General features: G+C 36.8%; 29 protein-coding genes and 2 rRNA genes (1 of these 31 only partly in view). All 31 read left to right on the forward strand.

What is annotated here, in order from left to right:
- A 23S ribosomal RNA gene (locus tag EHE19_RS03755) occupies positions 1-2,029 on the forward strand (it extends 1,017 nt beyond the left edge of the window).
- Positions 2,030-2,266: 237 nt separating this feature from the next.
- Positions 2,267-2,383: ribosomal RNA gene (gene rrf, locus EHE19_RS03760) — 5S ribosomal RNA — on the forward strand.
- Between the two features lie 404 nt (positions 2,384-2,787).
- A complete protein-coding gene (gene rpsJ / locus EHE19_RS03765) occupies positions 2,788-3,099 on the forward strand; it encodes a 30S ribosomal protein S10 (RefSeq protein WP_080065600.1) in 312 nt (103 codons plus the stop codon).
- 98 nt (positions 3,100-3,197) lie between these two features.
- Positions 3,198-3,836, forward strand: coding sequence for a 50S ribosomal protein L3 (gene rplC, locus EHE19_RS03770; RefSeq protein ID WP_137697960.1), 639 nt, complete (start codon positions 3,198-3,200; stop codon positions 3,834-3,836).
- Positions 3,837-3,861: 25 nt separating this feature from the next.
- Positions 3,862-4,485 (forward strand): 50S ribosomal protein L4, encoded by a 624-nt coding sequence (rplD, locus tag EHE19_RS03775; protein ID WP_137697961.1) that lies wholly within the window; start codon positions 3,862-3,864, stop codon positions 4,483-4,485.
- Positions 4,485-4,838 (forward strand): 50S ribosomal protein L23, encoded by a 354-nt coding sequence (gene rplW, locus EHE19_RS03780; protein ID WP_137697962.1) that lies wholly within the window; start codon positions 4,485-4,487, stop codon positions 4,836-4,838. The genes rplD and rplW overlap by 1 nt, the downstream gene beginning before the upstream one ends.
- Before the next feature lie 30 nt (positions 4,839-4,868).
- On the forward strand, positions 4,869-5,702 hold the full coding sequence (gene rplB, locus EHE19_RS03785; protein WP_137697963.1) for a 50S ribosomal protein L2: 834 nt from the start codon (positions 4,869-4,871) through the stop codon (positions 5,700-5,702).
- A 92-nt stretch (positions 5,703-5,794) separates the two neighbouring features.
- A complete protein-coding gene (gene rpsS / locus EHE19_RS03790; RefSeq protein WP_137697964.1) occupies positions 5,795-6,076 on the forward strand; it encodes a 30S ribosomal protein S19 in 282 nt (93 codons plus the stop codon).
- Positions 6,077-6,274: 198 nt separating this feature from the next.
- Positions 6,275-6,619: a 50S ribosomal protein L22 gene (gene rplV / locus EHE19_RS03795; RefSeq protein WP_483313998.1), complete on the forward strand. Its 345-nt coding sequence runs from the start codon at positions 6,275-6,277 to the stop codon at positions 6,617-6,619.
- Positions 6,620-6,638: 19 nt separating this feature from the next.
- Positions 6,639-7,307 carry a 30S ribosomal protein S3 gene (rpsC, locus tag EHE19_RS03800; protein WP_137697966.1) on the forward strand — a complete coding sequence of 223 codons (669 nt, stop codon included), beginning with the start codon at positions 6,639-6,641 and terminating at the stop codon, positions 7,305-7,307.
- On the forward strand, positions 7,307-7,744 hold the full coding sequence (rplP, locus tag EHE19_RS03805; RefSeq protein WP_137697967.1) for a 50S ribosomal protein L16: 438 nt from the start codon (positions 7,307-7,309) through the stop codon (positions 7,742-7,744). Before rpsC ends, rplP begins: the two co-directional genes overlap by 1 nt.
- A complete protein-coding gene (rpmC, locus tag EHE19_RS03810; RefSeq protein WP_137697968.1) occupies positions 7,734-7,937 on the forward strand; it encodes a 50S ribosomal protein L29 in 204 nt (67 codons plus the stop codon). The genes rplP and rpmC overlap by 11 nt, the downstream gene beginning before the upstream one ends.
- 79 nt (positions 7,938-8,016) lie before the next feature.
- Entirely contained in the window at positions 8,017-8,274 is a 258-nt protein-coding gene (gene rpsQ, locus EHE19_RS03815) for a 30S ribosomal protein S17 (RefSeq protein ID WP_137697969.1), read from the forward strand.
- A 46-nt stretch (positions 8,275-8,320) separates the two neighbouring features.
- Positions 8,321-8,689, forward strand: coding sequence for a 50S ribosomal protein L14 (rplN, locus tag EHE19_RS03820; protein WP_137697970.1), 369 nt, complete (start codon positions 8,321-8,323; stop codon positions 8,687-8,689).
- 17 nt (positions 8,690-8,706) lie between these two features.
- Positions 8,707-9,054 (forward strand): 50S ribosomal protein L24, encoded by a 348-nt coding sequence (gene rplX, locus EHE19_RS03825; RefSeq protein WP_137697971.1) that lies wholly within the window; start codon positions 8,707-8,709, stop codon positions 9,052-9,054.
- A 27-nt stretch (positions 9,055-9,081) separates the two neighbouring features.
- Positions 9,082-9,624 (forward strand): 50S ribosomal protein L5, encoded by a 543-nt coding sequence (rplE, locus tag EHE19_RS03830; RefSeq protein WP_137697972.1) that lies wholly within the window; start codon positions 9,082-9,084, stop codon positions 9,622-9,624.
- Between the two features lie 15 nt (positions 9,625-9,639).
- A complete protein-coding gene (locus tag EHE19_RS03835; RefSeq protein WP_137697973.1) occupies positions 9,640-9,825 on the forward strand; it encodes a type Z 30S ribosomal protein S14 in 186 nt (61 codons plus the stop codon).
- 25 nt (positions 9,826-9,850) lie between these two features.
- The gene (gene rpsH / locus EHE19_RS03840) at positions 9,851-10,249 is read left to right on the forward strand and encodes a 30S ribosomal protein S8 (RefSeq protein ID WP_137697974.1); all 399 of its coding nucleotides are present in this window, start codon (positions 9,851-9,853) and stop codon (positions 10,247-10,249) included.
- Positions 10,250-10,407: 158 nt separating this feature from the next.
- Positions 10,408-10,959 carry a 50S ribosomal protein L6 gene (rplF, locus tag EHE19_RS03845; RefSeq protein ID WP_137697975.1) on the forward strand — a complete coding sequence of 184 codons (552 nt, stop codon included), beginning with the start codon at positions 10,408-10,410 and terminating at the stop codon, positions 10,957-10,959.
- A 17-nt stretch (positions 10,960-10,976) separates the two neighbouring features.
- Entirely contained in the window at positions 10,977-11,345 is a 369-nt protein-coding gene (rplR, locus tag EHE19_RS03850) for a 50S ribosomal protein L18 (protein ID WP_137697976.1), read from the forward strand.
- Between the two features lie 18 nt (positions 11,346-11,363).
- Positions 11,364-11,867, forward strand: a complete 504-nt coding sequence (gene rpsE / locus EHE19_RS03855; RefSeq protein WP_137697977.1) for a 30S ribosomal protein S5 — start codon at positions 11,364-11,366, stop codon at positions 11,865-11,867.
- Positions 11,868-11,878: 11 nt separating this feature from the next.
- A complete protein-coding gene (gene rpmD / locus EHE19_RS03860) occupies positions 11,879-12,058 on the forward strand; it encodes a 50S ribosomal protein L30 (protein ID WP_137697978.1) in 180 nt (59 codons plus the stop codon).
- A 14-nt stretch (positions 12,059-12,072) separates the two neighbouring features.
- Entirely contained in the window at positions 12,073-12,516 is a 444-nt protein-coding gene (gene rplO, locus EHE19_RS03865) for a 50S ribosomal protein L15 (RefSeq protein ID WP_137697979.1), read from the forward strand.
- 1 nt (position 12,517) lies between these two features.
- A complete protein-coding gene (secY, locus tag EHE19_RS03870; RefSeq protein WP_137697980.1) occupies positions 12,518-13,810 on the forward strand; it encodes a preprotein translocase subunit SecY in 1,293 nt (430 codons plus the stop codon).
- A gap of 195 nt (positions 13,811-14,005) precedes the next feature.
- On the forward strand, positions 14,006-14,650 hold the full coding sequence (locus tag EHE19_RS03875; protein WP_137697981.1) for an adenylate kinase: 645 nt from the start codon (positions 14,006-14,008) through the stop codon (positions 14,648-14,650).
- A 3-nt stretch (positions 14,651-14,653) separates the two neighbouring features.
- Complete coding sequence (map, locus tag EHE19_RS03880) at positions 14,654-15,421, forward strand: type I methionyl aminopeptidase (protein ID WP_137697982.1); 768 nt, start codon at positions 14,654-14,656, stop codon at positions 15,419-15,421.
- 94 nt (positions 15,422-15,515) lie between these two features.
- Positions 15,516-15,797, forward strand: coding sequence for a KOW domain-containing RNA-binding protein (locus tag EHE19_RS03885; protein WP_137697983.1), 282 nt, complete (start codon positions 15,516-15,518; stop codon positions 15,795-15,797).
- A gap of 59 nt (positions 15,798-15,856) precedes the next feature.
- Positions 15,857-16,075: a translation initiation factor IF-1 gene (infA, locus tag EHE19_RS03890; RefSeq protein WP_110463202.1), complete on the forward strand. Its 219-nt coding sequence runs from the start codon at positions 15,857-15,859 to the stop codon at positions 16,073-16,075.
- A 110-nt stretch (positions 16,076-16,185) separates the two neighbouring features.
- A complete protein-coding gene (gene rpmJ / locus EHE19_RS03895) occupies positions 16,186-16,299 on the forward strand; it encodes a 50S ribosomal protein L36 (RefSeq protein ID WP_110463203.1) in 114 nt (37 codons plus the stop codon).
- 405 nt (positions 16,300-16,704) lie between these two features.
- The gene (gene rpsM / locus EHE19_RS03900; protein WP_137697984.1) at positions 16,705-17,073 is read left to right on the forward strand and encodes a 30S ribosomal protein S13; all 369 of its coding nucleotides are present in this window, start codon (positions 16,705-16,707) and stop codon (positions 17,071-17,073) included.
- Positions 17,074-17,094: 21 nt separating this feature from the next.
- On the forward strand, positions 17,095-17,499 hold the full coding sequence (rpsK, locus tag EHE19_RS03905) for a 30S ribosomal protein S11 (RefSeq protein ID WP_004620814.1): 405 nt from the start codon (positions 17,095-17,097) through the stop codon (positions 17,497-17,499).
- Positions 17,500-17,528: the final 29 nt, after the last annotated feature.

The raw sequence follows: 17,528 nt of genomic DNA on the forward strand, positions 1-17,528 counted from the left end.
TCAAAAGGGAAACAGCCCAGACCATCAGCTAAGGTCCCCAAATTACAGTTAAGTGGAAAAGGATGTGGGTTTGCTAAGACAACTAGGATGTTGGCTTAGAAGCAGCCACTCATTCAAAGAGTGCGTAATAGCTCACTAGTCGAGTGAGCCTGCGCCGAAAATGTCCGGGGCTAAACTGTATACCGAAGCTATGGATCAGCGTGTGTTCCATGGTATACCCAGAAGAAATGGATTAAAAACATTTCACGAAAACCGACCATTAAGAATAATTCAGAGGTTTTCGTAAAATGGTTTTAAGGCTAAAGTGTATACCGGGTATAGCATGGAGCACACGAGGGTGGTAGGGGAGCTTACTGTTGTAGGTTGAAGCACGACCGGAAGGACGTGTGGACGAAGCAGTAGTGAGAATGCCGGAATAAGTAGCGAGAGTAAAGTGAGAATCTTTACCGTCGAAAGCCTAAGGTTTCCTGGGGAAGGTTCGTCCGCCCAGGGTAAGTCTGGACCTAAGCTGAGGCCGAAAGGCGTAAGTGATGGACAACAGGTTGAAATTCCTGTACTACCGTTATTCGTTATGAGAGAGGTGGGGACGCAGGAGGATAAGTCAAGCATACAGCTGGAAAAGTATGCGCAAGCGAGGTAGATAGTCTAGTAGGCAAATCCGCTAGATGTTTCGAAGGCGTGATGCGGAGGGAAAATAAGTACCGAAGTGACCGATTCCACACTGACGAGAAAATCCACTATCCAGAATAAAGGTACCAGTACCGCAAACCGACACAGGTAGGTGAGGAGAGAATCCTAAGACGAGCGGGAGAAGCGTTGTTAAGGAACTCGGCAAATTGACCCCGTAAGTTAGCGATAAGGGGTGCCACTAGAGATAGTGGTCGCAGAGAATAGGCCCAAGCAACTGTTTATCAAAAACACAGGTCTCTGCTAAATCGAAAGATGAAGTATAGGGGCTGACGCCTGCCCGGTGCTGGAAGGTTACGGGAATTGCTTAGCGCAAGCGAAGGCATGAACTTAAGCCCCAGTAAACGGCGGCCGTAACTATAACGGTCCTAAGGTAGCGAAATTCCTTGTCAGGTAAGTTCTGACCCGCACGAATGGCGTAATGACTTGGGCACTGTCTCAACAACGTACCCGGCGAAATTGTAGTACTTGTGAAGATGCAAGTTACCCGCGGCTAGACGGAAAGACCCCATGGAGCTTCACTGTAGCTTGATATTGGGTTTCGGTATTTTTTGTACAGGATAGGTGGGAGACTGAGAAGTAGTGGCGCCAGCCATTATGGAGTCGACGTTGGGATACCACTCTAAAAGTACTGGAACTCTAACCAGGTACCATAAACTGGTACTGGGACACTGTCAGGTGGGCAGTTTGACTGGGGCGGTCGCCTCCTAAAGAGTAACGGAGGCGTTCAAAGGTTACCTCAGCGCGGTTGGAAATCGCGCATCGAGTGCAAAGGCATAAGGTAGCCTGACTGCGAGAGCTACAACTCGAGCAGATACGAAAGTAGGACTTAGTGATCCGGTGGTATGAAAGTGGAATTGCCATCGCTCAACGGATAAAAGCTACCCTGGGGATAACAGGCTTATCTCCCCCAAGAGTCCACATCGACGGGGAGGTTTGGCACCTCGATGTCGGCTCATCGCATCCTGGAGCTGTAGCAGGTTCCAAGGGTTTGGCTGTTCGCCAATTAAAGCGGTACGCGAGCTGGGTTCAGAACGTCGTGAGACAGTTCGGTCCCTATCTGCCGCGGGCGCAGGATATTTGAGAGGATCTGTCCTTAGTACGAGAGGACCGGGATGGACGAACCTCTAGTGCACCAGTTGTCATACCAATGGCACAGCTGGGTAGCCAAGTTCGGAAGGGATAAACGCTGAAGGCATCTAAGCGTGAAACCCACCTCAAGATGAGATATCCCACTAGCAATAGGTAAGACCCCATGTAGACTACATGGTTGATAGGTCAAGAGTGTAAGTACAGTAATGTATTTAGCTGATTGATACTAATAGGTCGAGGGTTTGACCCAAAGAAGAGGAACAAAAGTTTCCAACAGGTATTCAAGAGTAGGTCGTTTTAATCTAGAAATGAGGAAAGTACATCTTCAATCGATAACATTATTTAGTTCTGAATGTACAAAATATGCTTGACAGAGTATATGAAATGTATTAACATACAAAAGCAGTAAAGGTACATTTAATGAATAGCAGTAAAAAATTAAGTCAAAAACTCTTCGAGGAGTAAAACTTTAAGAAGAGATAAAGTTTCTGGTGGATATGACGAGATGGACACACCCGTTCCCATACCGAACACGGAAGTTAAGCATCTCAGTGCTGATAATACTTGGCTGGCGACGGCCTGGGAAAGTAAGTCTCTGCCAGAATTATATCAGAGTTTCAAGTTCATAGCTTGAAACTCTGTTTTTATTTATAAAAGACTTACTTTATTTTAAATAAAATAAAAATAAGGCTTGCAAAAGAATAAAAAATGTAGTAAAATATTGAATGTTGTGGCGAAGGCATACGATGACGTAGGAGATTGCTATTCATAGAAATAGGTAACTTCTGCTGAGAATGTCCGATTCAAGAAACCGGGCGACAAGTCACTGTACATTTTGCGTTATATCATGCTGTGTAATATAATCGCTTTAAATGCCCAGGTTAAGTTTGTCCATTAGGATAAGAACGATCCTGGGTTTTTATATAAAACGTTATGAAACACCCGGCGTAGTGTACAGAGCAATACTTGTTGTACGTAACCAAATACAACGTACGAGGAGGTATATGTATGTCAAACAAACAGAAAATACGTATCAGATTAAAAGCGTTCGATCATCAGGTGTTAGATCAGTCGGCTGAAAAGATTGTTGAAACTGCTAAAAGGACAGGAGCTAGAGTTTCAGGACCAGTTCCACTTCCTACTGAAAAAGAAATAATAACAATCTTAAGAGCTCCACACAAATATAAGGACTCTAGAGAACAGTTCGAAATGAGAACTCATAAGAGATTGATTGATATCCTTCTTCCAACGCCAAAAACTGTTGACGCATTAATGAGACTGGATCTTCCAGCTGGCGTAGATATAGAGATTAAGTTATAAACTCTATAATTCTATTTTGCTAGAGCAAAAGGTCATGTTCATAGCGTGAATACATTACACGCAGATATATGAACCAATAACCATAGGAGGTAATTTATATGAAAAAAGCAATTATTGGTAAGAAAATAGGAATGACTCAGATATTTGACGAAAAAGGATTGGTTATACCAGTAACAGTTATCGAAGCAGGACCAATAACTGTTGTTCAAAAGAAAACAGTTGAGACTGATGGGTATGATGCAATAAAGGTTGGATATTTAAAAGTTCAGGAAAAGAAGCTAAGTAAACCAAAATTAGGTCAATTTACAAAGTTCAAACTTGCTCCAATGAAATATCTTAAAGAGTTTAAATTTGAAGATGTTTCAGGTTACGAGGTTGGACAGGAAATTAAAGTTGAAGATATGTTCCAGTCTGGAGATAAAATAGACGTAACTGGTATCTCTAAAGGTAAAGGATTTGCAGGTGTTATTAAAAGATTTGGACAAAGCAGAGGTCCAGAAACTCACGGTTCTATGTATCACAGAAGAACTGGTTCATTGGGTTCTGGTACAACACCAGGTAGAGTTATTAGAGGTAAGAGAATGCCAGGACATATGGGTATGGATAAAATAACAGTTCAAAATCTTGAAGTTGTTAGAGTTGATGCAGAGAGAAACCTTATGTTAATTAAGGGAGCTGTTCCAGGACCAAAAGGTGGTTTGCTTGTTATTAAAAATACGGTTAAGTCCGGTAAATAATAACGTTGAAGGGAGGACGTAACACATGCCAAAGGTTGATTTATATAACATGAAGGGTGAAGTAGTTGGAGATTATCAACTTAGTGATAATGTTTTTGGCGTAGAAATAAATGATTTAGCACTTCACACTGTAGTAGTTAATCAGTTAGCAAATAGAAGACAGGGAACTCAGTCTACTAAAACCAAGAGTGAAGTTAGAGGTGGCGGTAAAAAGCCGTGGAGACAAAAGGGAACTGGTCGTGCAAGACAAGGAAGTATCCGTTCAGCTCAGTGGATTAAAGGTGGTATAGTATTAGGACCTAAGCCACGCAGCTACAAATATACTCTTCCTAAGAAATTAAAGCGTATTGCATTAAAATCAGCATTGACATCTAAGGTGGTAGAAAATGAAATATTTGTACTTGATTCCTTAGCATTAGATGCAATCAAGACAAAATCAATGGTAGGCGTTCTTAATAACCTAAAAGTTGATTCAACTGCGTTAATTGTAATTGATTCAGGCAATGAAAATGTTATTAAGTCTGCAAGAAATATTCCTGGAGTTAAGACAGCATTTGTAAATACTATCAATGTATTTGATATATTGAAGTATGACAAATTCATTATAACAAAGGATGTTGTTGAAAAGGTTGAGGAGGTGTACGCATAATGAGATTACCACAGGACATTATTCTTAAGCCATATATTACAGAAAAGAGTAATATGGAAATCGCTTCTGGAAAGTACACTTTTATAGTTGATGTTAAGTCAACAAAGACCGAAATCAGAAAAGCGGTTGAAGCACTTTTTAATGTTAAAGTAATTCAAGTAAATACAATTAATATGGATGGTAAAATCAAGCGCACAGGTGTTCATGTAGGACCACGTCCAGCTTGGAAAAAAGCCATCGTTAAAATAGATACTAATCCAAAGCCAGTAGAATACTTAACTAAGGGTGGAAAGACAGTATCAAATGCTAAGAAATATAAGACTAGCATAGAAGAATTTGGCGTTGCTCAGTAAAAGATTTAAGTTATAAAGGAGTGAGAAGAGATGGCAGTAAAAAAGTATAGTCCTACAACCCCAGCGAGAAGGTTTATGACATCACTTGATTATTCAGAACTTTCAAAAGTTGAACCTGAAAAATCATTATTACAGCCTAAAAGTAAAAACGGGGGAAGAAACTCATTTGGTAGGATTACTGTTCGTCACCAAGGCGGCGGTAATAGACAAAAATATAGAGTTATAGATTTTAAAAGAGATAAAGATGGTATCAAGGCAAAAGTTGCAACAATAGAATATGATCCTAATAGGACTGCAAATATTGCACTTCTTAACTATATAGATGGTGAAAAGAGATATATCCTTGCACCAGTAGGATTAAGTATAGGCGATATAATAGAATCAGGCGAATCAGCTGATATCAAGCCTGGTAATGCACTTCCATTATCAAATATTCCTGTTGGTTCATTGATTCATAACATTGAACTTAAACCAGGAAAAGGCGGACAGCTAGTAAGATCAGCAGGTAACTCTGCACAGCTTATGGCTAAAGAAGGAGATTATGCTCAAGTAAGACTACCATCTGGCGAAGTTCGTATGATTAGAATTAATTGTAAAGCGACTATCGGACAGGTTGGAAATATTGAACATGAAAATATAAAGGTTGGTAAAGCTGGTAGAAAGAGATGGATGGGAATAAGACCTACTGTACGTGGTGTTGTTATGAACCCATGTGATCACCCTCATGGTGGTGGTGAAGGTAAATCACCTATCGGTAGACCAAGTCCAGTTACACCTTGGGGTAAACCAACTCTTGGCTACAAGACAAGAAAGAAGAAGAACAGTTCAGATAAGTTTATTATTAAGAAGAGAAATCAAAAGTAATATAAAGGGATGGGCATTAGTAGCTATGAAGTGAGAGCGGTATAGCCGCTCCGCCAAATCCTAGAGATGCTGGCGAAGGGAGGATTAAGAATATGAGTAGATCAGTAAAAAAAGGACCTTACGTGTTAGATTCATTGATGAAAAAGATTGAAGAAATGAATAAGGCTAATGAAAAGAAAGTTATTAAGACTTGGTCAAGAGCTTCAACTATATTCCCTCAAATGGTCGGACATACAATTGCTGTTCATGATGGAAAGAAGCATGTACCAGTGTTTTTGACAGAAGAAATGGTTGGTCACAAGCTTGGTGAATTCGCACCGACTAGAACATATAAGGGACACGGTGGTAATGAAAAGTCAACTTCACTAAGATAATTGAAGTTAGTTATTCCAACACCGAGATTATAAGTCTAAGATTAGAACTGAAAGGAGGCTATTCAGTTGGAGAAAAAGGTTTTGTCCAAAGAGGAGCTATTAAAAAATAAAGAGCAAATATTAGCTGAACAAAATGCTAAACACAGAAAGTCAAATAAGCCTGCACTTCTTACAAAGAAAGAAAGAAAAGTACTTGGTATTGGTAAGAATGAAGGTAGAGCAGTATTAAAATATGCACGTATATCATCTAGAAAAGTAAAAATAGTATTGGATTTAATAAAAAATAAAGGTCTTGATGAGGCATATGCAATTCTTAGATTTACTCCAAAAGCTGCTGCGGAGGTTTTATATAAGGTTCTTAAATCAGCAGAGGCTAATGCAGTAAACAATAATAATTTAAATTATGATGATTTATTTGTTGCAGAAGCATACGCAACACAAGGACCTACATTAAAGAGAATCCAGCCACGTGCTCAAGGTAGAGCATTTAAAATTCTGAAAAGAACAAGTCACATTACACTAGTTGTAAAAGAAAGACAATAAGTGAAAAGGAGGTTAGATAATGGGCCAGAAAGTAAATCCACATGGATTCAGAATCGGGGTAATTAAAGATTGGGATACTAAATGGTATGCAAATAAGAAAACATTTAGTAGTTATCTCGTTGAAGATGTTGCAATCAGAGATTTTATAAAGAAGAAACTTTATGCATCAGGTATATCAAGAATTGAAATTGATCGTGCTGCTAATAAAGTTAAAATAAATGTTAATACAGCAAAACCAGGTCTTGTAATTGGTAAGGGTGGACAAGGCATTGAAGATTTAAGAAAAGATGTAGAAAAGTTAACAGGCAAAAGCGTTCTAATAAATATTACAGAGATTAAATCTCCTGATAGCGATGCTCAGCTTGTTGCAGAAAATATTGCATCACAGCTTGAAAAACGTATTTCATTTAGAAGAGCTATGAAGCAATGTATGTCAAGAACAATGAAAGCTGGTGCTAAAGGTATAAAAACTTCATGCGCTGGTAGACTTGGTGGTGCTGAAATTGCAAGAACTGAGCATTATCATGAAGGAACTATTCCACTTCAAACACTTCGTGCTGATATAGACTATGGTTTTGCAGAAGCAAATACAACATATGGAAAAATTGGCGTAAAGGTATGGATATATAAAGGAGAAGTTCTTCCAGCTGTTAAGAAAGAGACAAAAGCGGAAGGAGGAGTTAAATAATGTTAATGCCCAAAAGAGTAAAACGTAGAAGGGTTCACAGAGGCAAAATGACTGGTAAAGCAACCAGAGGTAATGTTGTATCAAATGGTGAATACGGCATTCAAGCTACAGAACCTGCTTGGATTACAAGTAATCAAATTGAGGCTGCCAGAATAGCGATGACTCGTTATATTAAGCGTGGTGGTAAGGTTTGGATTAAGATATTCCCAGATAAGCCAGTAACAAAAAAACCTGCTGAGACTCGTATGGGTAGCGGTAAAGGTTCACCTGAGTACTGGGTAGCAGTAGTTAAACCAGGTAGAGTATTATTTGAAATCGCGGGAGTACCAGAAGATACTGCAAGAGAAGCATTAAGACTTGCTATGCATAAACTTCCGGTAAAATGTAAATTTGTAACCCGTGAGGTAGAAATGGGTGGTGAAGCAAATGAAAGCTAGTGAAATCAGAGAAAAAAATATGTTAGAGTTAAATAAAGAATTGTTAGATTTAAAGTCTGAACTCTTCAAGCTTAGATTTCAGCTTGCTACAAATCAGCTTGAAAACCCAATGAAGCTAAAGGATGTAAAAAAATCCATAGCTAAAGTTAAGACAATTATAAGGGAAAAAGAGCTTAGTGGTGCCGAAAAGTAATTTTTAATCAGATTGCTAAGAACTATTGAAAAACCTTAACCATAGAAGTATGTAAGTATTCGGAAGGAGGTAATTCCACTTGGTAGAAAGAGCGCTAAGAAAGACTAGGGTTGGAAAAGTAGTCAGCAATAAAATGGATAAGACTATTGTTGTTGCTGTTGAAACTAGTGTAAAGCATCCGTTATACGGAAAGATAATTAAGAGAACTTATAAGCTAAAAGCACATGATGAAGAAAATGCATGTAATATAGGCGATAAAGTTAAAGTTATGGAAACAAGACCATTAAGTAAAGAGAAGAGATGGAGACTTGTTGAAATCGTTGAAAAGGCACAATAAGATTTTTGTGTCTGCATGAGCAGAAATATTGGAAGGAGGTACCATCATGATTCAAGTTCAGTCTAGAATGAAAGTAGCTGATAATACTGGAGCTAAAGAACTTATGTGTATTAAAGTTCTTGGTGGTTCTTGGAGAAAGTATGCTAATATCGGTGATGTAATAGTTGCTTCAGTTAAAAATGCAACACCCGGCGGTGTTGTAAAGAAGGGTGACGTAGTTAAGTGTGTTATTGTGCGTTCAAAAAGAGGTGTTAGAAGAGCAGATGGCTCATACATCAAGTTTGATGAAAACGCTGCAGTAATAATTAAAGATGATAAAACCCCAAGAGGAACGCGTATATTTGGACCTGTTGCGAGAGAATTAAGAGATAAAGAATTTATGAAGATTGTTTCTCTAGCACCAGAAGTATTGTAAGGAAGGAGGCGGCTTAATTGGCTAACAAAGTTCATATAAAAAGTGAAGATACAGTACTTGTTCTTTCAGGTAAGGATAGAGGTAAAAAGGGCAAAGTATTAAGCGTAAATCCTTCTACTAATCAAGTTATTGTTGAAGGCGTTAACATGGCAACAAAACATAAAAAGCCTAGAGGAAGATATCAACAAGGTGGAATTGTTCATCAGGAAGCGCCTGTTCATAGCTCAAATCTAATGTTGATTTGTAATAAATGTGGTAAGCCTACAAAGGTTGCTAAGACAATTCTTGATAATGGTGAGAAGGCAAGAACTTGTAAGAAATGTAATGAAATAATTGAAGTAGTTTTAAATAAAAAGGAAGTATAATAGTTCTACTGGAAGGAGGTAACGTGAGTGGCAAGGTTAAAAGATAAATATAAATCTGAAGTGGTTCCAGCTTTGCAGACAAAGTTTAAATATAGTAGTTGCATGCAGATACCAAAGCTTGAAAAAGTAGTTCTTAACATGGGCGTTGGTGAAGTTAAGGATAATCCTAAAGCTATGGATTCAGCTGTTAATGATATGACGCTAATTGCAGGACAAAAGCCAGTTGTAACTAAGGCTAAGAAGTCAGTTGCAGCGTTTAAGTTAAGACAAGGAATGAATATTGGTTGCAAGGTAACATTAAGAGGAGAAAGAATGTATGAGTTTGTGGATAAACTCTTCAATGTTGCTATACCTAGAGTAAGAGACTTTAGAGGTGTTTCAAATAATTCATTTGATGGAAGAGGTAATTACTCATTAGGAATTAAAGAACAGCTTATATTCCCTGAAATTGAATATGATAAGGTTGATAAAGTTAGAGGAATGGATATAGTTTTTGTAACGACGGCAAAGAGTGATGAAGAAGCAAGAGAGCTTTTAAAATTACTTGGTATGCCATTCAGCCAGAATTAAGGAGGGATTTAAGGCATGGCAAAGAAGTCTATGATAGTAAAGCAACAGCGTACACCTAAGTTTAGTACTAGAGGTTACAATAGATGTAAATTATGTGGAAGACCACATGCATACATTAGAAAATTTGGAATTTGCCGTTTGTGCTTTAGAGAGTTGGCGTACAAGGGTCAAATACCTGGCGTTAAGAAGGCAAGCTGGTAATAGTCTTTGGAAGGAGGTTAAACATATGCAAATCACTGATGCAATCGCTGATATGTTAACCAGAATTAGAAATGCAGGTTCTGCTAAACATGAATCAGTTGATATACCCGCTTCCAACCTTAAAAGGTCAATAGCAACTATATTGCTGGAAGAAGGTTATATAAAGAATTTTGAAGAAGTTAATGATGGTAAGCAAGGTATTATTAGAGTTAACTTAAAGTATACAAATAACAAACAAAATGTTATTACTGGAATAAAGAGAATAAGCAAACCTGGTTTGAGAGTATATGCTGGTAAGGAAGAATTACCTAAGGTATTAGGTGGTCTCGGAATAGCTATAATTTCAACTTCAAAGGGAATAATGACTGACAAGAAAGCTAGAGTTGAAGGCGTAGGCGGAGAGGTACTAGCATTCGTTTGGTAAAAGACGAATTTTACTTCGTAAAATTCGTCGGGAAAAACACTTTGTGTTTTTCCTGGCTGTTTGCCAGTCACAGGCTATTTTATTTATAGTAGCCCGATGAAAAAGGTCTGAAAAGGGCAATTATTTGCTCATAATTTTAAGAACTGGAGGTAATTGAAATGTCAAGAATAGGAAAGTTACCAGTAGCTATTCCTAAGGGTGTAGATGTTAAGCTAGATGGTAACAATGTATTGACTGTAAAAGGAGCAAAAGGAACATTAGTAAAAGGGTTCCACAAAGATATGATTATTAAAATTGAAGGTGACCAAATAATAGTTGAGAGACCTTCAGATATAAAAATGCATAAGGCACTTCATGGATTAACTAGAACTCTAGTTAACAATATGGTAGAAGGTGTAACTAAAGGATACGAAAAGAATCTTGAAATAAACGGTGTTGGTTACAGAGCTCAAAAGCAAGGTAAGAAGCTAGTATTAACATTAGGATACTCTCATCCAGTTGAAATGGATGATCCAGATGGAATTACAACTGAAGTACCTGCACCTAACAAAATAGTTGTTAGAGGTATTGACAAGCAAGCTGTCGGTGAATGGGCAGCAAAGATTCGTGGAAAGAGATTGCCTGAACCATATAAGGGTAAAGGTATTAAATATGATACTGAAGTTATCAGACGTAAGGAAGGTAAGTCAGGCGGCAAGGGTAAAAAGTAGAAAGGAGATGAGAGTAAATGATAAATAAACCAAATAGGAACGATATCAGAAAAAGAAAGCACGTTAGAGTACGCAAAAAGATCACTGGAACTCAAGAACGTCCAAGAATGAACGTTTTTAGAAGTTTAAACAATATCTATGTTCAAATTATTGATGATACAATTGGAAATACTCTTGTATCCGCTTCAACCCTTGATTCAGCTATTAAAGGAAAAGTTGCTAACGGTGGAAACAAGGAAGCAGCTAAAGAGGTTGGAAAATTAATAGCTTCTAAGGCTATTGAAAAGGGTATAAAGAAGGTAGTGTTTGATAGAGGCGGTTATATCTATCATGGAAGAGTTAAAGAACTTGCAGATGCTGCTCGTGAAGCAGGTTTGGATTTCTAAGAGAAGGAGGGGAATACATTGCAACGAATTGATGCTAACGCTTTAGGAGAACTTAAAGAAAAAGTTGTAAATATAGGACGTGTAACAAAAGTTGTTAAAGGTGGTAGAAATTTCAGATTCAGCGCTCTTGTTGTTGTTGGAGATGAAAACGGATATGTTGGTAGCGGTATGGGAAAAGCAGCAGAAATTCCTGAAGCTATCCGTAAAGGTATCGAAGATGCTAAAAAGAATCTTATCAAAGTACCATTAGTTGATACTACAATACCACATGAAGCTATTGGAGTATTTGGAGCAGGAAAAGTATTGATAAAGCCAGCTGGAGAAGGTACAGGAGTTATTGCTGGCGGTCCTGTTAGAGCGGTACTCGAACTTGCAGGAATACGTGATATCAGAACGAAGTCATTGGGATCAAATAATCCTATCAATATGGTTAATGCTACTATCAAAGGTCTTTCTCAGTTAAAGACTGTTGAAGAGGTTGCTAGACTTCGCGGAAAAAATCCAGAAGAAATACTAGGATAGGGGGAACATTAATGGCTAAGTTAAAGATAACTTTAAAACGAAGCACAAATAAAGCTGTTGCAAGTCAAAAAGCAACCGTAAAAGCGCTTGGTTTAGGTAAAATCAATACTTCTGTTGAGCAAAATGATAACCCTCAAATAAGAGGTATGATAAAAAAAGTTTCACATCTTATAAGTGTAGAAGAAATATAAGGGAGGTGTAGTCAATGAAATTATTTGAATTACAGCCTGCTCCTGGATCAAAAAAGCTACCTAATAGAAAAGGTAGAGGTATAGGCAGTGGTAATGGTAAAACAGGCGGCAAGGGTCATAAAGGACAAAATGCACGTGCTGGTGGCGGTGTAAGACCAGGTTTTGAAGGTGGTCAAATGCCTCTATATATGAGATTACCAAAAAGAGGATTTAATAACTATGAGTTTACATCTAAGTATACTGAAGTAAATATTTCTCAATTGAATATATTTGAAGATGGTACTGTTGTAAATGAAGAACTTTTAAAATCATCAGGCCTTGCTAAGAAGATTATAGATGGAGTAGTTATATTAGGAAATGGTGAGTTAAATAAGAAATTAACAGTTCAGGCTGCTAAATTTACGAAGACAGCTATTGCAAAGATAGAAGCTGTAGGAGGAAAGGTCGAGGTGGTATAACGTGAGTGGTATGTTGGAAACACTTAAGAATTCCTGGAAAATTCCTGATTTGAGAAAGAAACTACTTATTACAATAGGTTTGCTTATTATTTTTAGGTTAGGTTCAAGACTTCCTGTTCCATATCTTGATTCATCAGCATTTGAGAGCCTTATTAACAGCGGAGGTCAACTATTTAATTTTCTTAATGTTATCGGTGGTGGTGCTTTTAAAAATGCAACAATATTTGCAATGAGTATTACACCATACATTAATGCTTCTATTATAATGCAGCTTTTGACTATTGCTATACCAAAACTTGAGCAATTGTCAAAGGAAGGCGAAGAAGGTAGGAAAAAGATTGGCCAATGGATTAGATATGTGACAGTTATATTAGCATTTTTTCAGGCAACAGCTATTACAGTTGGTTTGAAATCTTCACTTGTTTCAGGACTAAGCGTTATATCCTTCATTACAGTTACATTTACACTTACTGCTGGTACTGCATTTTTAATGTGGCTAGGTGAGCAAATTACAGAATATGGTATTGGTAATGGTATTTCAATGTTAATTTTCGCAGGTATAGTTTCATCTGCTCCAACAGGTGTTTTATATCTCATCAACAATTACCAAATTGGAAATCTTGGTACTGGATTCATTGGAATAATTAGTATTATTGCAATTCTTCTAGTATTTGTTCTTGTAATCGCTTGTGTTGTTTGGGTTAACCAAGCTGAGAGACGTATTCCAGTACAGTATGCAAAAAGAGTTGTTGGCAGAAAGGTATACGGAGGCCAGAGTACTCATTTGCCTATTAAAGTAAACTGGGCTGGTGTTATTCCAATAATATTTGCTATGTCTATTATGATGCTACCATCTACTTTAGTTGGATTTTTTGGTTCAAATTCAACAAATGCATTTCTTGTATTTATGAAAGATTGGCCATCACATTGGTCATATGCAATTTTCTACGGCATACTTATCGTTGCATTTACTTTCTTCTACACATATGTTCAGTTTAATCCAATTGAACTGGCAAATAATATGAAGAAAAACGGTGGGTTTATTCCTGGTATCAGACCTGGTAAGCCAACATCTGATTATATTGCAAAGGTTCTAAATAGAATAACTTGGTTTGGTGCACTTTTCCTCGCAGTAATTACATTGTTCCCATATATAATTGGTGCTATTACAGGTATACAAGGTGTATGGTTTGCAGGAACAAGCGTATTGATTTTGGTTGGTGTTGCACTTGATACTGTTAGACAGATTGAGTCACAAATGCTTACTAGACATTATAAGGGATTCTTAGAATAATTAAAAATGTAGTTAATTTAAGTTTATATTTATATTTGTTTGGGGTTTATGATACGTCATAGACCCTAAACTTAGTATTAGGTATTTTAATATTGATGATAGAAAGTTTTAGAATAAAAGTAGAAAATTTAGTAACAAAGGGGGGAACAAGTCCACGCTAGTACTTTTTTACCAATAAGGGGTGTGGACATAAATATGAAAATAATACTATTAGGAGCGCCTGGTGCAGGCAAGGGAACACAAGCAAAAATAATATCTGAGAAATTGGAAATACCACATATATCTACTGGCGATATTTTTAGAGCAAATATAAAAGGAAATACACCATTGGGTATGAAAGTAAAAGAATATTTAGATAATGGTGAACTTGTTCCTGATGAACTTACTGTAGAGATTGTAAAGGACAGATTAGGAAATGATGATTGTGCTAAAGGATATATATTGGATGGTTTTCCAAGAACAATTCCTCAGGCAGAATATTTGGATAAAGTTTTAAGTGAAATGAATACTTCTATTGATTTAGCACTCTTAATAGATGTTAAGGATGAGGATATCATTACTAGAATGTCAGGAAGGCGTGTATGTACAAATTGCGGTGCTACATACAATATAGTTTTTAATCCAACAAAGGTTGAAGGTATTTGCGATTCTTGTAATTCAGAGGTTATTCAAAGAGCAGACGATTCGGCTGAAACAGTTTTAAATAGATTGGAAACATATCATAAGCAAACGCAGCCATTGATTGACTATTATAAAAAGACAAATAAGCTAGTGGTAGCTGAAGGTGCAGAGGAAGTTAAAGATACTACTGAAAGAGTTTTGAAAGCATTGGGGATTTAAGCGATGTTTACTATAAAGTCACAGGCAGAAATTGATAAGATGAGAAAATCAGGAGAGATTCTATATGAAACTCTTCAAATTATAAAGAAGAACACAGTTCCTGGAGTTACAACAAGGGAATTAAATAGAATTGCTGAAGAACATATACTTAAAAAAAATGCTATTCCATCTTTCAAGGGATACGATGTAGGGATACCAGGTGTGCCACCATTTCCTGCTAGTATATGTGCATCAGTAAATGAAGAAGTGGTTCATGGTATACCAGGTTTAAATATGCTAAAAGATGGCGATATTATTAGCATAGATGTTGGTGTATATTATAATGGATATCATGCTGATGCTGCCCGGACTTTTGCAGTAGGAAATATATCTGAAGATGCTAAGAAATTAATTGATGTGACAAAGCAATGCTTTTATGAAGGTCTAAAACAAATGGTAATTGGAAATCACATCAGAGATATATCAGCAGAAATTCAAAAATGTGCTGAAAATGCTGGGTTTTCAGTTGTTAGAGATTTTGTAGGCCATGGTATCGGAGCAAAAATGCATGAACCACCTGAAATACCAAACTATGTTACAAAACGCAGAGGTATAAAATTAGAAAAAGGAATGACAATTGCTGTTGAACCAATGATAAATGCTGGAGATTATGGTGTTAAAGTTTTAGATAATAACTGGACAGTTGTTACGATAGACGGTTCACTATCAGCACATTATGAAAACACAGTAGCAATAACTGATAATGGACCTTTAATATTGACAAAGTTCTAAAAAGTTTTTTAATAAGCTATTGTTATTATTTTTATTTTGTTGTATAATTTATAATTGGTTTGATTGTAAATCTAGATTATTGAGGTGACTAAGTTTGAATGTAGTCCTGGGACAGGTTGTAATTTCGAAAGCAGGGCGAGACGTTGGAAAGGTATTTATAGTAACAGAGATCATAGATGCGAATTATGTTTATATTAGCGATGGTGATCTTAGAAGAGTTGAAAATCCAAAGAAGAAAAAAATCAAACACTTAGTTATTACGGAAGATGTCATTGAAACGATAGTTCAGAAGATATCATCTGATATTAGAATTACAAATGCCGATATTAGAAAGGCAATTGCAGATATACAAAATTCATCTCAATCAGATGAATAATTACCTGCTTTAATATTTAATTTATATAGATATTTCGACCCTTTGGAGGAGGTGTTAGTTTGGCAAAAGATGATGTTATAGAGGTTGAAGGAACTGTTGTTGAGTCATTACCTAATGCAATGTTTCAAGTAGAATTGGAGAATGGACATAAGGTACTTGCTCACATTTCAGGTAAACTAAGGATGAACTTTATAAGAATTCTTCCTGGAGATAAGGTTACTCTTGAATTATCACCATACGATCTCACAAGGGGAAGAATTACTTGGAGAGCTAAATAATACATACCTTTGTTGATATGGTCGTTGACTAGAGGAAAAGGTATTATTAATATATAAGAGTTAAATGATATATGTAAATTTTTTTTTCTTACCATAAGGAGGGTAATGTAATGAAAGTTAAACCATCAGTTAAGCCTATATGTGAAAAGTGTAAGATTATAAAGAGAAAAGGCAGAGTTATGGTTATCTGCGAAAATCCAAAACATAAGCAGAAACAGGGTTAATTATAGACCCACTATGAATTTATTAACTTCGTAAAATCTCATCAAGAAGCGGCTGAACAATGAATTTTCAATTTATTTGAAATATCCCAATTCATTGTTTTTCTTGCTGATATTTTAAATATTTGACGATATCGCTTGGGCATGATGCCTATGGGAATGGCGTTTAAACTACATCATTGACCACGCGGTGGAGAATTAGCTTGTAATAACTTGGAGGGTATAAGATAATAATCTTTCGTACCACCACGTTACTCTGCTGATTTTTATGCTGAAAATCAGTGTGAAGGTTAGTAAGAATAATGCGAAAAATATATTTCTAAAATGAAAGTTATTCGCATTACAAAAGCCAAAGGCTTAAAAAGAGAATTATGTTACAGGAGAATTTTATTGGAGGTGTAAGATAAGATGGCACGTATTGCCGGAGTGGATTTGCCCAGAGAAAAAAGGGTAGAAATTGGTCTCACTTATATCTTTGGAATTGGAAAAGCAAAGTCTAATGAAATACTTACAAAGACTGGCGTTAATCCAGATACTAGAGTTAGAGATTTGACTGATGAAGAAGTAAATAAACTTAGAGAAATTATTGACAAAGAGTTTAAGGTTGAAGGTGACCTAAGAAGAGAGATTGCTTTGAATATTAAGCGTCTTATCGAAATTGGATGCTATAGAGGAAGAAGACATAGAATGGGTCTTCCAGTAAGAGGTCAGCGTACAAAGACTAATGCGAGGACTAGAAAAGGGCCTTCAAAGCCTATTAGCGGTAAAAAGAAATAGTTAAAGGAGGTTTGCGAACACATGGCAACAAAAACTGCTGGTGCTAAAAGGACTACCAGAAAGAGAAGAGAGCGTAAGAATATTGAACGTGGAGCTGCTCATATACGTTCATCTTTTAATAATACAATTGTTACCTTAACAGATACTGCAGGAAACGCTCTATCATGGGCGAGTGCAGGTGGACTTGGTTTCAGAGGCTCAAGAAAGAGCACTCCATTTGCTGCTCAGATGGCAGCTGAAACTGCTGCAAAGGCTGCGATGGAACATGGACTTAAGACTGTTGAAGTTTACGTAAAGGGACCTGGAGCAGGTAGAGAAGCAGCTATAAGAGCTTTGCAGGCTGCAGGATTAGAAGTAAGCCTTATAAAGGATGTAACTCCAATTCCTCATAATGGCTGCAGACCACCTAAGCGTAGAAGAGTATAATTGTTTATTAAAATGGAGGTGTAAAATTA

The organism is Ruminiclostridium herbifermentans, assembly GCF_005473905.2.
GTDB lineage: Bacteria > Bacillota > Clostridia > Acetivibrionales > DSM-1351 > Ruminiclostridium > Ruminiclostridium herbifermentans.

Excerpts from the sequence above, each read along its gene's own strand:
- rpsJ (WP_080065600.1), top strand. The coding sequence starts at position 2,788 with ATGTCAAACAAACAGAAAATACGTATCAGATTAAAAGCGTTCGATCAT.
- rpmJ (WP_110463203.1), top strand. The coding sequence starts at position 16,186 with ATGAAAGTTAAACCATCAGTTAAGCCTATATGTGAAAAGTGTAAGATT.
- rplF (WP_137697975.1), top strand. The coding sequence starts at position 10,408 with ATGTCAAGAATAGGAAAGTTACCAGTAGCTATTCCTAAGGGTGTAGAT.
- rplN (WP_137697970.1), top strand. The coding sequence starts at position 8,321 with ATGATTCAAGTTCAGTCTAGAATGAAAGTAGCTGATAATACTGGAGCT.
- rplD (WP_137697961.1), top strand. The coding sequence starts at position 3,862 with ATGCCAAAGGTTGATTTATATAACATGAAGGGTGAAGTAGTTGGAGAT.
- rpmD (WP_137697978.1), top strand. The coding sequence starts at position 11,879 with ATGGCTAAGTTAAAGATAACTTTAAAACGAAGCACAAATAAAGCTGTT.
- rpsS (WP_137697964.1), top strand. The coding sequence starts at position 5,795 with ATGAGTAGATCAGTAAAAAAAGGACCTTACGTGTTAGATTCATTGATG.
- rplB (WP_137697963.1), top strand. The coding sequence starts at position 4,869 with ATGGCAGTAAAAAAGTATAGTCCTACAACCCCAGCGAGAAGGTTTATG.
- rpsM (WP_137697984.1), top strand. The coding sequence starts at position 16,705 with ATGGCACGTATTGCCGGAGTGGATTTGCCCAGAGAAAAAAGGGTAGAA.
- rplP (WP_137697967.1), top strand. The coding sequence starts at position 7,307 with ATGTTAATGCCCAAAAGAGTAAAACGTAGAAGGGTTCACAGAGGCAAA.
- rpsK (WP_004620814.1), top strand. The coding sequence starts at position 17,095 with ATGGCAACAAAAACTGCTGGTGCTAAAAGGACTACCAGAAAGAGAAGA.
- rplC (WP_137697960.1), top strand. The coding sequence starts at position 3,198 with ATGAAAAAAGCAATTATTGGTAAGAAAATAGGAATGACTCAGATATTT.
- rplW (WP_137697962.1), top strand. The coding sequence starts at position 4,485 with ATGAGATTACCACAGGACATTATTCTTAAGCCATATATTACAGAAAAG.
- rplO (WP_137697979.1), top strand. The coding sequence starts at position 12,073 with ATGAAATTATTTGAATTACAGCCTGCTCCTGGATCAAAAAAGCTACCT.
- rplR (WP_137697976.1), top strand. The coding sequence starts at position 10,977 with ATGATAAATAAACCAAATAGGAACGATATCAGAAAAAGAAAGCACGTT.
- rpsH (WP_137697974.1), top strand. The coding sequence starts at position 9,851 with ATGCAAATCACTGATGCAATCGCTGATATGTTAACCAGAATTAGAAAT.
- EHE19_RS03835 (WP_137697973.1), top strand. The coding sequence starts at position 9,640 with ATGGCAAAGAAGTCTATGATAGTAAAGCAACAGCGTACACCTAAGTTT.
- rpsC (WP_137697966.1), top strand. The coding sequence starts at position 6,639 with ATGGGCCAGAAAGTAAATCCACATGGATTCAGAATCGGGGTAATTAAA.
- map (WP_137697982.1), top strand. The coding sequence starts at position 14,654 with ATGTTTACTATAAAGTCACAGGCAGAAATTGATAAGATGAGAAAATCA.
- EHE19_RS03875 (WP_137697981.1), top strand. The coding sequence starts at position 14,006 with ATGAAAATAATACTATTAGGAGCGCCTGGTGCAGGCAAGGGAACACAA.
- rpmC (WP_137697968.1), top strand. The coding sequence starts at position 7,734 with ATGAAAGCTAGTGAAATCAGAGAAAAAAATATGTTAGAGTTAAATAAA.